The following is a 13,421-nucleotide window of genomic DNA, read 5'->3' as shown; positions in this document are numbered from 1 at the left end:
AGAGGAGATTTTCTAATTGGCATACCCAAATACAAAAGAAACCATTAACTTGCTAAAAGAAATCGTTTCTATTCCAAGTCCATCCGGCAATACCAATGAAGTGATTACATATGTGGAAAAGTTTTTGAATGAGCTTAATATTGAAACAAAACGAAACCGCAAAGGAGGACTAATTGCTGCCCTTCCCGGTAAAGACCAAAATCGTCACCGGATGCTGACTGCCCATGTTGATACTCTGGGAGCGATTGTGAAAGAAATTAAGCCAAGCGGACGCCTGAAGATTGACCTGATCGGCGGATTCAAATATAACTCGATAGAAGGCGAATATTGTGAAATCGAGACATCATCAGGCAATAAATTCACCGGTACCATTCTGATGCATCAGACTTCAGTTCATGTATACAAAGATGCCGGGAAAGCTGAAAGAAACCAGGAGAACATGGAAGTCCGAATTGATGAAAAAGTACATAATGCTGAGGATGTCCGTGCACTGGGTATTGAAGTTGGGGACTTTGTTTCCTTTGATCCGCGTGTGCAGACGACACCGGCAGGATTCATTAAATCACGCCATCTTGACGACAAGGCAAGTGTCGCCATCCTTCTTCAGCTGATTAAACAGCTGAAGTCCGAGAACATTGAACTGCCGTACACAACCCATTTCCTTATCTCAAATAATGAAGAAATCGGCTATGGCGGCAATTCCAATATCACACCGGAGACAGTAGAATATCTGGCTGTGGATATGGGTGCTATGGGAGACGGGCAATCTACTGATGAGTATACCGTTTCCATCTGTGTGAAGGATGCAAGCGGCCCTTATCACTACGAACTAAGAAAGCGTCTGGTTCAGCTTGCAAAGGATAATGGAATTGGGTACAAGCTTGATATCTATCCTTTTTACGGATCTGATGCTTCGGCAGCCATACGTGCCGGACACGACATTGTCCACGGCTTAATCGGACCGGGGATTGATTCTTCCCATGCATTCGAGCGTACACATGAGGATTCAATTGAAAATACAGCTAAGCTGCTGTATCACTATGTACAGTCGGAAATGGTCCTATAACAAAAATAAGAAACTGCACATCTTGAGTGCAGTTTCTTTTATTATCATTCCGTTTCAGGCGGTCTCTTCCCTCTTTGCAGTTCCCAAATGGTAAGTCCAAAATCCATTTGGAGATGAGGATAGTCCTTAAATTGCGTCCAATCCCCGCCCCATTCAAAACCAAGCTCTTTTGCGATTTCGACGACCTCATCCCAATCTGCTTTACTGTTGCCGTTGCTGTCATAATTCATATCCCAGATAACCTGGCCGTCTACAGACATAAGGGCAAAGTCAATCGCCAGTCCGAAATTATGGTAGGACTCTCCCCCTTTTGCATGAGTAACAATACTCCCCTCAGCCGTGCGGCCTTTTTCATATAAAGCATCCTGTTCTTCTATGCTTCTGAAATCCTGGGTGATGACTACGTTAATGCCTTTGTCGGCAGCCTGGGAGATCAGCTGATCCTTTTTTTCAGCAACTGCAGGGTGAAGAGCAGTTGGGAGAGAAGTGTCCTCTAAATTAGGAGGGCCTATATAATATCTGCTATATTCATAAACTATTAAGCCAATGGCAGATAGTATGAGCAGAAAAACAACTAGTTTCAAAAGTGATTTTACTGGCAAGATTTTAAGTTCCTTTCTTAGCGGTATTCCCTATATGTATATTAAATCATAAAAAGCCTCGGATTTCCCGTATCCGAGGCTTATATGACGATCTACACAACACACCTGTTAAATTAGAAAGGATAATATTATCTTATAACTTCAAATTTCACTTGAAAAGCTTTATGGTCAATTATCTTAAAACACTTTACACTTGTCTTCCTATTTGCGAATGAAATAATAAAATAGGCTGCAGCAGGGTCATGAAAGTTCCTGATGTCATCTCTTGAAGGCAATGGGGCTGCGGAGGGATGTGAATGGTACATGCCTGTCATTGTTTGAGAGAGCTTTTTCATCCCAGATAGGGCAGCTGAGACCTGTTTCATATCCATTGCAAAAGAAGTCGGACTTTTTTCCGTGCTCCTAATTTTCCACATCATTTCGTTTCGGCCATGTTGACCGGAAAGAAGCCCGCATGCTTCATAAGGAAGATCTTCTCTGCAATGATTAATTATTTCATTCAAAACCGAACGATTTATATAAACAACATTTTTGTTGTAAAAGTCAAATTTTTGGTTAACGGCCGCAGCAGCTCCTGCGTCTGGGTTGAGTGGCACTCGCAGTTCCCGAAACATAGATTTTTTTCTTGCCATTGCTCGATGTTTGTTTTAATTCTTGATTTTTCCCTTTTAAAAGCCCTGATGCTTTCTTGGCTTTATTACCAGCTGGGAATTTTCTTGCTTTTTTAAAACTCTCATAAAATTTTTTCGGTGTTTCCACTTCAACCACTCCCGTTAGTTTTTTATTTTTAATATTTAAAAGGATTAAAAACGCTGCTCTGCGATCGAGCCTGAGGGTAGAATTTCTGGATTAAATCCAGTTTGTTCTGAGCTCGCTGCTGACTTGGATTCAATTGTCTTGGCTGATTATTCATATTCCTTGGCATTCCATTTACATTAGGGGTCCTGGACCTCCTAACGGAGCTTTGTTTTTGTTCAAATTGTCTCATTTCTGTTCTTTGGCTGCGTTGAGGAATTGCATTTTGCTGCTTCATCTTTTTCGATAATTTTTCCTTCTTCTGCATATTCTGCGGAGGTAATGAAGGTTGGTTATTCATATTTTCATATTCTTTTAACTGCTGGGATTTTGCATCCAGCTCTTCTTTCAAACGATCCAATTCTGATATCTTTTTTTCAAGACTAATATTTTTCTGCTTATATTCCTGAATCTCTTCTTTGAGCTGCTGGATTTCATATAGATACTCATCTTCACTGCCAGCTATGGCCTGCAGATTTTCCTTTAGGTCAACCATTTCCTGCAGATAAAGTTCCTCATTTTTTTCATACTGGTCAAATTGCTTACTAAGCTTCTCCAGAACTTCTTCATATGAACTAACCGTAGCTTTCAACTCATTGATGGTACTTTGTAATTCTGCTGTTTTTTCCAAATACTGAGTTTGTTTATCTCCATTAAGCCAATTCCAAGCCAACTCTAACCAACTCCCTCTCTTTATGTTATTCATGTCCATTTCATGATGAATAGGCATAATAATCTCTTTTATTGCCCAATTTTCATGGATTATCTGGTAATCGGTGCCCAACTTCTGTATCATCAAATAATCCTTTTTCTTTAACTCGGATAATTCGTTAATCTTTCTTTCGATCAGTTTAATGCTCTGCTTTTTATCTGCCCCTTTTTGAGTTACAGGGTATGAAGCCCCTGGTTCTAAGCTTCTTGCTTCATGCTTTAACTGGTGACGCACTTTTTTATTTCCGTTTCCATTTTTTCGCTGTAGTGCGTTCTTGTAAAACTGTGTTCTCTTTTCGTGAATAGCAGCCAAATGTTTATAATCGGATATTTCTTTTTTCATTTGTTTTTTTTGTAATACAAATTCTTTGATCATTAATTCTTTTTTCTTTTTATCTTTTCTCCATTTTCCCTCCTCGAGGCGAAGATGCTTTAAATAATGCCTGATTTCACCAATGATCATTTCTGTTTGGAGGAGAGCATCCTGCGGGTTATTAGATTTCTCCTTATGGACTGAAAAGCTGAGAGTCTTTTGATTTGTTATCTTATTAAAGGAAATCTTATTATCCTGGTCGTTTTGTAAACTTTTTCTGTTTGGCTGTATATCATGTTTGGAGGAAAAAAGTCTGCCTTGAAGATTTTTCATCTCACACGAGTATAGTTGCCAAGTGCCGTTCCTCACTAATACCATTTTGGCCCTTTTCAACATTTCACTCTCCTCCCTCTGCACAGATTCTTGATATATCTATATGTATTTATTTTTGTCACGTTACAAGCTTAAAGAACATTAAGTTATTACTACTGATGACAATGTTAATTCCGAGGTGTTAAGCATGGAAAAGATTTATCTTCTTGATGAGTTTTTAACTGTTCCCTATTTGAAGGAACTCGTGAAAAGCAATGGTTTGAAAATGGTAAATCCCCCGCCGCAAGAGCTTGAAGAGACCCTGAGATATTATAAACAGCGACTAAGAAGCTCATTAGACGAGCCATTTATCATGAATGATCACCAAAAAGCTAAAGTGAGAATCCCGCTAAACCAAGACGAGTACTATTGCATGGAATGGAACATGACGAAGCTGAAGTACCTTATAAACCGAGCACAAATAAAAAAAGTGGAAGTCACAGAAAAGATCATTGCTTCTTCTCTCCCGGCTCATTGCGAAGGTGATAAAGATGGTAATTGGACACTGCTATCCTTCCCTCCAATCACAAGCAAATATATCCTTGCCGAAGGAAATAAGGAAAACATAAGCACCGATCAAAAAATATGGGATGCCTATCTAATCCAGCCTCAAATACACCTCCAGGCAGTGACCCGTTCTATTTATAGGTATTTATTTGCTATCCATTTTAATTATTCCCTTATATGCAGTTATATCGCCGGGCAGCTTACCCTTAAGGAAGTGGAAGCGAGGGTTCTTCCAGTAATATAACAATAAAGGAGTGAAATAAATTTGCTTGCTTCCATCATCTTTCCTGTAAAAAACGAAGGAATAAACGTAAAGAACACACTTGAATCTTTTTTCTCCGTAGAGATTGGCTCTCCATATGAAATCATTGTTGTAAATGATCAGTCTGATGATCATTGCTGTGATTTTCTTCGGGATCAGTTTCTGAATAAAAATATCACAGTAGTGAATACATCCGGTGTCGGGGCAGCAAATGCAAGAAATGCAGGGGCAGAAAAAGCAAATGGGAGCATTCTTGTGTTTTGTGATGCCCATCTGGAATTTGAAGATTCGTGGCTAGACAGACTGCTTGAACCAATTCTTGAGGGGACCTGCGATTCCATTACCCCTGCCATTGGCGCTATAGGTAATCCCAATTTTATCGGGTATGGCCAAACACTATGGGTAAATGAAAGATCAAATAAGTTCAGGACCCACTGGAACACAAAAAGAGATTATCTATTTGAAACCGCCGTTCTGCCAGGCGGATGCTTTGCGATCAGACGGGATGTATTTGAAGATGTGGGAGGATTTGAAACAGGGTTTCCGACTTGGGGACATGAAGATGTGGAACTTTCTATTAAGCTCTGGTTATTCGGCTACAATTGTTATGTACAGCCAAAGACGAAAGTACTGCATTTATTCCGGAAAGTACAGCCCTACAAAATTGAACTGGAAGATTACTACTATAACCTATTAAGACTTGCCTATCTGCATTTTAACCCCAGCCGCATTCAAAAAATCCGTAAAATGATGATAAAGCATACTAAATCAAAAGATGTTGAAAAAAGAGTGATTCAGAATGGGGCAATGGAGAAGAAACAGGTTTATTTGAAGAAAAGGAAATTTGATGATGATTGGTATTTTCGGAGGTTTGGGGTTGAGTTTTGATAGCATTTATAAAAATTAAAGCAAACAAGGAACCAGCCTTCAGCATCAATTAACAGACTCCGAGGATGATTCCTCAAATGAACTCTAAATGTTAAACGTTATTGCTAAACCCCTTCCTTAATATATCCGCTACTTCAGGCCTTGTAATTTCAGGTGGAAGCTGCTCTCCATTTCTTAGCATCTCCCTAACTTTGGTGCCGCTTAGAAAGAAGCGGTCCTCTTCTAAGTGGGGACACGTCTTAGCGGACGCCATATTCATGCATTTTTTACAGTAAAAACTATGTTCAAAAAATAACAGTTTAATTCCAATTTTTTCGGGGTCAAAATTGGAAAATATTTTTTGAGCATCATAAGTTCCATAATAATTTCCGACACCTGCATGATCTCTGCCGACAATGAAGTGTGTGCACCCATAATTTTTACGGATAATAGCGTGATGCACAGCTTCTCTCGGACCTGCATAGCGCATAGCACCTGGAAATACTGCCAGCTTAACTCGATCCATTGGATAATATTTATCAAGCAATACACTATAGCTTTCCATTCTGATATCTGCTGGTATATCATCCTTTTTTGTTTCTCCGACAAGGGGATGAAGTAAAAGACCATCTACCATCTCCAATGCACATTTTTGCAGGTATTCATGGGCCCGATGTACTGGATTACGTGTCTGGAAGCCAACGATAGTACTCCACTTCAAGTCATTGAACATTTTTCTTGTTTCAGCTGGTTCTTTTAGATAGTCTTCAAAAGGGGCATGTGAAGGCTGATTAATTGCATAAACCGGACCTGCAACATAAATATCCCCCTGGGTATTTAACTTCTTCACACCAGGATGATTATGATCGTTTGTGCCGTAAACCATCAATGCCTCATATTCTTTGTTGTAACTATATATTTCCTCTATTTTAATTACTCCGTAGGTAATATCATCTTTCCCTCTTAGGAGGACTTCATCTCCTATTTCAAGTTGTTCAGCCTCCTCTTTATCAACGGGAAGAGTGATGGGGATTGTCCAAGGAAGACCGCTTGGGAGATGCATGTTTTCCAAAACACTAAGGTATTCCTTTTGATTCATAAACCCGCGAAGCGGACTGTAACCGCCATTCGTAATCAGTTCAACATCAGATATTGTCCACTTCGAAATTGAAATATAAGGCATGGAATCTTGTTTTGATAAATATTTTTTTCTCTCTCCTTCAGATAACTTGCCATTTACTAAATTTCCACCGTGGGGGTCAATAATTGAATTCATTTTTTCCCTCCTTAGCCATTTACAGTAATCTTTTCAGATAATCATAAAGAATTTCTGTACACTCTTTTATCGAATAGTTAGAAGTCTCTAAGATGATTTCTGGATTCTCAGGCACTTCATAAGGCGAAGAAATCCCTGTAAATTCTTTGATTTCACCATTTTTTGCCCTTTGGTACAAGCCCTTTGGATCTCTTTTTTCGCACTCTTCCAAAGAGCAATTGACATACACTTCAATAAACTCGTCCTTTTCAACCATATCTCTGACCAGTTTACGCTCTGAAGCGAATGGTGATATAAAGGTAACCAGAACCACAATTCCGCTATCTACAAATAATTTTGCTACCTCTCCGATTCTGCGAATATTTTCTTTTCGATCTTCCTGACTGAATCCTAAATCGTTATTCAGTCCCTGCCGAATATTATCTCCATCTAAAATAAAGGTGGAGATACCTTTTGAATGAAGAATGTCTTCCAGTTCATTTGCGATGGTTGTTTTACCTGATCCTGATAAACCAGTAAACCAAATAATCTTACTATTATGTCCATGAAGAGCTCTTCTTTTTTCTTTTGTTACTTTAAATATAGGAGAATATAAATTCTTGTCTTTTTCCATGCCTTCCCTCCTTTTTGTATGACAGAACCTGTATCAGCTCTTATTCTTTTTAATTGTATAAATAATGGCTATTATCCAAAGCATAAAAAGACAGGGATATATAAAGTAAGATAATGTAATCCCTATGCCAGATAAATTAATAATGGTATGCAAATTGGTTATAATGATCACTCCACCTACTGCGACTCCAAGGAGGTAGGAAGGAAGGATCCTTACGAGCCATGCTGCAATAGGAGCAGCAAACAATCCACCTAGCATTAACGCAAGAACCCAAAACCAATCAAATTCCTTCCAGCCTAAAGAGATAAGAAACCCTGCCGTTGCTGATAATGCTATTACAAATTCACTCGTATCAACAGTTCCAATCACTTTTCTGGGAGCAGTGTCTTTTTGGGCCAGAAGAACAGGTGTTGTAATGGGCCCCCATCCGCCTCCACCGGTAGCGTCAGCGAACCCGCCTAATAGACCAAGGATTGCAGCTTTCCTGTTAGATAACTGGATTCCCTTATTCTCATTTGGAGTACTATTAAGAAACAAAAAGCGGAATAAGATATAAACTCCCAATAACAACAAAAAAACAGATATAAAAGGCCTGACAGCTTCTCCTGGCATGCTGCTTAAAAAGCATGCTCCAATAAATGCCCCTACACCACCGGGTAGAATTAATTTCATTACTGTCCCTCTATCTACATTTCCAAACTTAAAGTGAAAAAAACCTGAAGCAGCAGTCGTAACCACTTCCGAAATGTGAATACTGGCAGATGCAACCGCAGGAGCCATACCTAGCATTAAAAGCAAAGAGGAGGATGTAACTCCGTAAGCCATCCCTAGTGATCCGTCAATTAATTGGGCAATGAATCCAACAAATGTAACAGTAAGTAATTTTCTCAATTCTTCTGCTCCAATCTGTTTTTTTTATACACGAGGGTATACCTTTATTAGATTCAAAACTCTTGTATCATGAAACGGCTAATGCACCAAGGTGAAAGAAAAAAACTGGAAAGCTATATCTTCCCAGAATTTGTTTTACATCTTAATAATGTTCTTAAAATTACTTGCAAACGGCTTAACTTTAGGATAAATTTCTAAATCTTCAAGATTTTTTATAATTTGTTCTTTATTTACTGAACTAGTATTTAGTAAGTTTGTTAATGGTTCTTCTTTCCATAGTTTAACAGATATTCTTTGGAGTATTTGCTCTAATAACTTCGGAATTCCTTTATAAATATTTGAATATCCATTTAAAAAGTTCAAGTATGAATCATAAATTAAGTGTACATTAGGAACGGATATACCCAAGAAATGCAATATAAAAATCCTTAATTGTACCTCAGGATATTTATTAAACACTCGGACAAAATTTTTAATAGCATCTTGAGGATTTGTCTTTGAAATAGGGTGTTCTTGATGATAGGCTGCTAACCCATTATGATTAAAAAATCTATACCCCTTTTTATATAAACGATATCCAAGTTCATGATCATCCCAGCCGTATCCTGGGTACTCTTCAAATAGGCCTACTTCCTTAATGGCCTTTGCCTCAACAGAAACATTCCCAGTGCAAAATAAGAGCCATGGAAAGTGAAACCCATTCAGATTATTCCCAAAACGATTAAAAAGCGTTTCTTTGTAAACCTTTACGAATGGTTTATCAAATGAATAATTTTGATATGATTGATTACTAACCTCTTTTTCAGTTAATAGTTTAACAGTCTTACCACTTTTTATCTCATTCAAAGTACTAGGAGTAAAAGTCGGATAGTTTTTCAACAGCTTCATTATATGAGTCTTTTGTTCCATGTTGTATCTTGGATGATATATTGTATATAATCCTTTAAGTACCAAGCTTCCACAAATGACTATTTTTTTGTTCTCCTTATGTCCTTGGTAATGCAGAGAAACAAAGTCAGGCTTAACAATTATCTCTGCATCCAAAAATACAATAACTCGGCCTCCAGCATTCTGAATCCCAAGGTTTCTCATACTAGCCCTTCCAATATTTTGGTTGGATCTTATATATTTTAAATCAAATGAAAAATTGTGTTCATTGATTATAGAAGCAGTATTGTCAATTGATCCATCATCGACAATAATTACTTCATACTTTCTCTTATCAAAATGCTGGCATTCTAAGGAATGAAGTGTTAACAATAATTCTTGATATTTATTAAAGGTCGGCAATATTATACTGACTTCGTAGTCAGATTTCTTCCCATTTTTATAGGCAGACCCGCTTAAAAAGTCATAACCCCACACAATATTTTGATTTACATTCATATCTTCCCTCTTTAACCGAATTTCTGATTGGTTTGGGGGTACTTTCCAAAGTTTTATTGATTGGATTTTTCCATAGAAACACCCATCTTTAATGTTGCCGCCAAAAACCAAAGATGGACAAATGTGGGTATATCTGCTTTTTGTCCCCACGGCTACTTCCTTTTCATTAATATACACTGTTGGTGTCTTATCTATATAAATAAGGACTACTTTAATCCACTCATTCTGATTTATAGGCAAACTTATAACTGTTTCAACATTATTTTGATATTTTTCAACCACACATAACCTATTACTTTGGAATAATATACCTGCTACAGCAAAATTTCCTTCAATATTATTTACCTCTGGTGAAATAAGATATGATGCATTTTCATTATTTGACCTTCTTTGTGGTAAAATCACACATTCATATTTAAAATTATCAATTATTTGCCGAGGGTTAAATTGTGCAGCAATATATTCATTCCCTCTAAAAGTAAATGGAGAGTTAAACATGGTTCTCTCCTCTCTGTTCTGAAAAAAATTTATTATATTTGACTCTATAATTCTCTCTAAGTTCATAGAATTCTTTCATTTGATCTTTATTATGACGAATTGATCCCATTAAATCATGGACCCGGTAGTTAGTTAAAGTACAATGGAAATAATGAAGAGGAAAATGGGCCGAAGTTCTTATCCAGTAATCATAGTCTTGTGCATATTTTAAAGTTTCGTCAAAATATCCAATTTTTTCAATAACCTTCCTGGACATCATAACCGTACAACCATTTATAGGATTAAAATCTTTTAATGATTGTAAGACTTCTATTCCGCTCTTGAAATGTATCCCAACATTATATTTTTTTATCTGATTATGGCTATCGATAATATTAAAATTTGTAAAACTAAATAATGATTTATTCTCTTTCATAAAATTAAGCTGTAGTTCGATTTTCTTCTCAGAAAATAAATCATCTGAGCTTAACCAAGCTAGATATTCACCATTAGCTATCTTGATTCCCTCATTTAAAGCAGACGCAACACCTTTATTTTTTTGTTCTATATATATAATTCTTGATAAGTATGGTTTTAATAATTCATTATACATATAGGACCCATCATTAACTAATATAATTTCGATATTCTTGTAAGTTTGTCTTAATACGGTTTCAATTGCCTGGGGAACATATTTACAATTATAAAATGGTATTAAAACACTTACTAATGGCAGTTCTTTACTCAAACTTCTCACTCCTTTGTTCGAAAAATAAAAGATAAATCAGTTTCCATATACTATTTTCAACAACTGCTAATAAAATCATAGACCTTTTGTGGATTTTTAGATTTGGCCTAATCTTCCTTAGACTCGATCGCAAAATCGGCCATGTAAATCACCAATTATTGTCCTTTTCATAACCTAGTTTAATGATCAAATCACCAGCTACTTTTTTAAAGTTCGCTTTATTTCTAGATGTAAATTCTTCACGCCACCCTCCAAATTTGCCTTGTCTATATGTCCATGAGTTTTTAGTATCAATGTTGTTTTTCATTATTTTTAAGAATTCACTTTTACTTATGTTTAGGTTTCTTAGATCTTCCCATAAAAAATTTATTATTTTTAATATTTCAGTATCTGCAGTTAAATTATTTACTAGATCTTCGTAACGTATGCAGCACACGCTGGGATCTTTACGCCATTCATAAATTTTATAAGTTTCCTCATAAATGCCTGGATAATGTTTCTTAACCCCCCACTTATTTTCATTTTCTTCACCAATCAGATCTACTCCAAGAATGACAGCATCTAATTGATCTTCAAATAAGGTAATTCTCTTTTTAAAAACTTGATGAAGAGGATGATCAAAAAATACATCATTAATAAAGTAAACCATTGAAACAGCAACATCTCTTAAGTCTCTGTAAATGAATATCTGATTTATTGACATACTTTGAAGTCCGCTTGAAAATTTTTCATTATATGGCAGGTGACTATAGACCAATTCACCTTCCTTAATACTTAATACATCATTTTCATTGTTTACCCAATATGATTTACCTTGATATAATTTAGTTATGCCTTTTACTAATTGTATTACTAAATTAGTACTGCTTTTTGGGACAGAGTTAATAAATATCTTAGGTTGTTTAAAAGATTTGTTTTGCACTTTTTCACTCCTATTTAATGTTTTTATGATAGTAATTTAATCTCTTCTAATACAAATTCTTTCATAGTTAAAACGCCATGTTACATTCAAACATTCTTTCCACACAAATCTCCCTCGATAATTACTTAATACGGAAATGAAAATTAAATTTAAATACCCTTCAACCTGTCTTTTATAAGTTATGTCTAATTCTTATTCTTGCTATAGGCTAGTTTTATAGAATTATTCTTTATATTTACAAAATCCTCTTTTGCCTAGCCATGATCAATATTTTCAATCCTGAATTGATTTGAAAAGCAAAAAAATTTATTTAAAGCAGGCATAAATTAATGTCACAAAATATTTTTTCAATTAGAAAGTTTATTAATATAGGATATACCGGCAAAAGATCTAGCTAAAAAAACAGCAGCTTGTCTATAGAAGCTACTGTAAAGTAATTAATTATTTTTCTTTTAAATATTTCTCCAGTTCTGTTTTATATTTTAGTTTTACTTTCCTTGATTCCTTCAACACATCATTTAAATATTGTTTACTTCCCATTTTCCCATGAACTCTATACAATGTGAGTGGAATATTTAAATGCCCTATTTTAAATTTTAGAAACACCCTAATCCAATAATCATAGTCATTGGCATATCTCAGTGATTCATCAAAAAGCCCAATACTTTTAGTAACCTCTCTCCGCATCATAATAGTGGAACCGTTTATCGGGCAGCCTACTATTAGGCTTTTTAGGAGCTCTTCAGAGTTTAAAGGACCAACAGAATCAGATATTATTCGATTCTTTTCATTAATGCAAAAGTAATTGGTATAACAAAACATATACATTTTGTTTTTCATAAAATCTAATTGTGTTTCGACTTTTGTATTAATAAATAAATCATCTGAACTCAACCATACAATATATTCTCCCTTTGAATTCCTTATTCCCTCATTTAATGCTGAAGCAGTTCCACCATTTTTTTTTCTTATATAGAAGATCTTGTCCTTAAGTGGTTTTATCATTGGTATATGAGAAGTTGATCCGTCATCCACCACAATAACTTCAATATTTCTATAAGTTTGTTTTAATGCACTAGAAATTGCTCTCTGGACATATTTACAATTATAGAATGGAATAATAATAGAAACTAAAGGATATTCATTTAATTCCACAATCTTTCACCTCTTTGTAATCAGATAAAAATAATTCCATATATTTCCAAGGAGGGGATTGGCACAAAAGTTGATAGTTTATTATTCATATTTAATAAATAGACTCCACAGTCTGAAGAAATATTAGGATGCTTTTCTAATAATTTATTTATATGTCTAGTTATACTTTGGCCAATTAGAACCGTTTCATTCTGAACAGCTAGACCTCTCGTATAACCAAGACATTTAAATAATATATTATTTTCTTTACGTACAGAGAATTCTTCCGAATTACAAAAATACAGATCATTTTTATATAACATAACACTATGAGGCTGAGATATTCCTTCATATAGAACATTCTTAACTTTCTTCTTTTTTAAAGAATATTCAACTACCCCGCCTCCAATATTAAATTGGCCAGGTAAATGAAACATTGATACAAAAAGACTATTTTCTTCAATAAATATATCATTAAT

Annotated in this window: 15 protein-coding genes; 3 read left to right on the top strand and 12 right to left on the bottom strand. The window is 35.5% G+C overall.

Translation table 11 applies throughout. The features are described from left to right. Nucleotides 1-16: 16 nt before the first annotated feature. A complete protein-coding gene (locus tag A361_RS11900; RefSeq protein ID WP_009334791.1) occupies nucleotides 17-1,066 on the top strand; it encodes a M42 family metallopeptidase in 1,050 nt (349 codons plus the stop codon). 44 nt (nucleotides 1,067-1,110) lie between these two features. Here the strand turns inward: A361_RS11900 and A361_RS11895 are convergent, their stop codons facing one another. From A361_RS11895 to A361_RS11885, 4 genes are all read right to left on the bottom strand, one after another. After that, nucleotides 1,111-1,668: a M15 family metallopeptidase gene (locus A361_RS11895; RefSeq protein ID WP_019382948.1), complete on the bottom strand. Its 558-nt coding sequence runs from the start codon at nucleotides 1,666-1,668 to the stop codon at nucleotides 1,111-1,113. 128 nt (nucleotides 1,669-1,796) lie between these two features. Next, entirely contained in the window at nucleotides 1,797-2,171 is a 375-nt protein-coding gene (locus A361_RS11890; protein ID WP_157380242.1) for a Mov34/MPN/PAD-1 family protein, read from the bottom strand. Nucleotides 2,172-2,223: 52 nt separating this feature from the next. After that, nucleotides 2,224-2,427 (bottom strand): hypothetical protein, encoded by a 204-nt coding sequence (locus A361_RS29925; protein ID WP_009334794.1) that lies wholly within the window; start codon nucleotides 2,425-2,427, stop codon nucleotides 2,224-2,226. A gap of 28 nt (nucleotides 2,428-2,455) precedes the next feature. Continuing rightward, nucleotides 2,456-3,883, bottom strand: a complete 1,428-nt coding sequence (locus tag A361_RS11885) for a hypothetical protein (protein ID WP_019382946.1) — start codon at nucleotides 3,881-3,883, stop codon at nucleotides 2,456-2,458. A 124-nt stretch (nucleotides 3,884-4,007) separates the two neighbouring features. On the opposite strand from A361_RS11885, the gene A361_RS11880 reads away from it, so the two are divergent. Both A361_RS11880 and A361_RS11875 read left to right on the top strand, forming a co-directional pair. After that, nucleotides 4,008-4,610, top strand: coding sequence for a hypothetical protein (locus A361_RS11880; RefSeq protein ID WP_009334796.1), 603 nt, complete (start codon nucleotides 4,008-4,010; stop codon nucleotides 4,608-4,610). Between the two features lie 21 nt (nucleotides 4,611-4,631). Continuing rightward, nucleotides 4,632-5,516 (top strand): glycosyltransferase, encoded by an 885-nt coding sequence (locus A361_RS11875; protein WP_009334797.1) that lies wholly within the window; start codon nucleotides 4,632-4,634, stop codon nucleotides 5,514-5,516. Between the two features lie 91 nt (nucleotides 5,517-5,607). Here A361_RS11875 and sat read toward each other — a convergent pair whose 3' ends face one another. The 8 genes from sat to A361_RS11835 all read right to left on the bottom strand — a co-directional run bounded on the left by sat (nucleotide 5,608) and on the right by A361_RS11835 (nucleotide 13,379). Further along, nucleotides 5,608-6,771 carry a sulfate adenylyltransferase gene (gene sat, locus A361_RS11870; protein WP_009334798.1) on the bottom strand — a complete coding sequence of 388 codons (1,164 nt, stop codon included), beginning with the start codon at nucleotides 6,769-6,771 and terminating at the stop codon, nucleotides 5,608-5,610. 19 nt (nucleotides 6,772-6,790) lie between these two features. Continuing rightward, entirely contained in the window at nucleotides 6,791-7,384 is a 594-nt protein-coding gene (cysC, locus tag A361_RS11865; RefSeq protein WP_009334799.1) for an adenylyl-sulfate kinase, read from the bottom strand. A 33-nt stretch (nucleotides 7,385-7,417) separates the two neighbouring features. Further along, nucleotides 7,418-8,275: a sulfite exporter TauE/SafE family protein gene (locus A361_RS11860; RefSeq protein WP_019382945.1), complete on the bottom strand. Its 858-nt coding sequence runs from the start codon at nucleotides 8,273-8,275 to the stop codon at nucleotides 7,418-7,420. A gap of 135 nt (nucleotides 8,276-8,410) precedes the next feature. Beyond that, a complete protein-coding gene (locus tag A361_RS11855) occupies nucleotides 8,411-10,159 on the bottom strand; it encodes a glycosyltransferase (RefSeq protein WP_019382944.1) in 1,749 nt (582 codons plus the stop codon). Further along, nucleotides 10,152-10,895 carry a glycosyltransferase gene (locus A361_RS11850; RefSeq protein ID WP_226280721.1) on the bottom strand — a complete coding sequence of 248 codons (744 nt, stop codon included), beginning with the start codon at nucleotides 10,893-10,895 and terminating at the stop codon, nucleotides 10,152-10,154. Before A361_RS11850 ends, A361_RS11855 begins: the two co-directional genes overlap by 8 nt. A 139-nt stretch (nucleotides 10,896-11,034) precedes the next feature. Next, on the bottom strand, nucleotides 11,035-11,808 hold the full coding sequence (locus tag A361_RS11845; protein ID WP_009334803.1) for a sulfotransferase domain-containing protein: 774 nt from the start codon (nucleotides 11,806-11,808) through the stop codon (nucleotides 11,035-11,037). A gap of 441 nt (nucleotides 11,809-12,249) precedes the next feature. Continuing rightward, nucleotides 12,250-12,963: a glycosyltransferase gene (locus tag A361_RS11840; protein WP_019382943.1), complete on the bottom strand. Its 714-nt coding sequence runs from the start codon at nucleotides 12,961-12,963 to the stop codon at nucleotides 12,250-12,252. 20 nt (nucleotides 12,964-12,983) lie between these two features. Then, on the bottom strand, nucleotides 12,984-13,379 hold the full coding sequence (locus tag A361_RS11835; protein ID WP_064328214.1) for a DUF4915 domain-containing protein: 396 nt from the start codon (nucleotides 13,377-13,379) through the stop codon (nucleotides 12,984-12,986). Nucleotides 13,380-13,421 lie beyond the last annotated feature (42 nt).

The sequence above is a fragment of the Cytobacillus oceanisediminis 2691 genome (genome assembly GCF_000294775.2).
GTDB classification, from domain to species: Bacteria; Bacillota; Bacilli; order Bacillales; family Cytobacillaceae; genus Cytobacillus; species Cytobacillus pseudoceanisediminis.
Note: the sequence above shows the minus strand (reverse complement) of the source record. Positions and strands in the feature narration are given on the sequence as shown.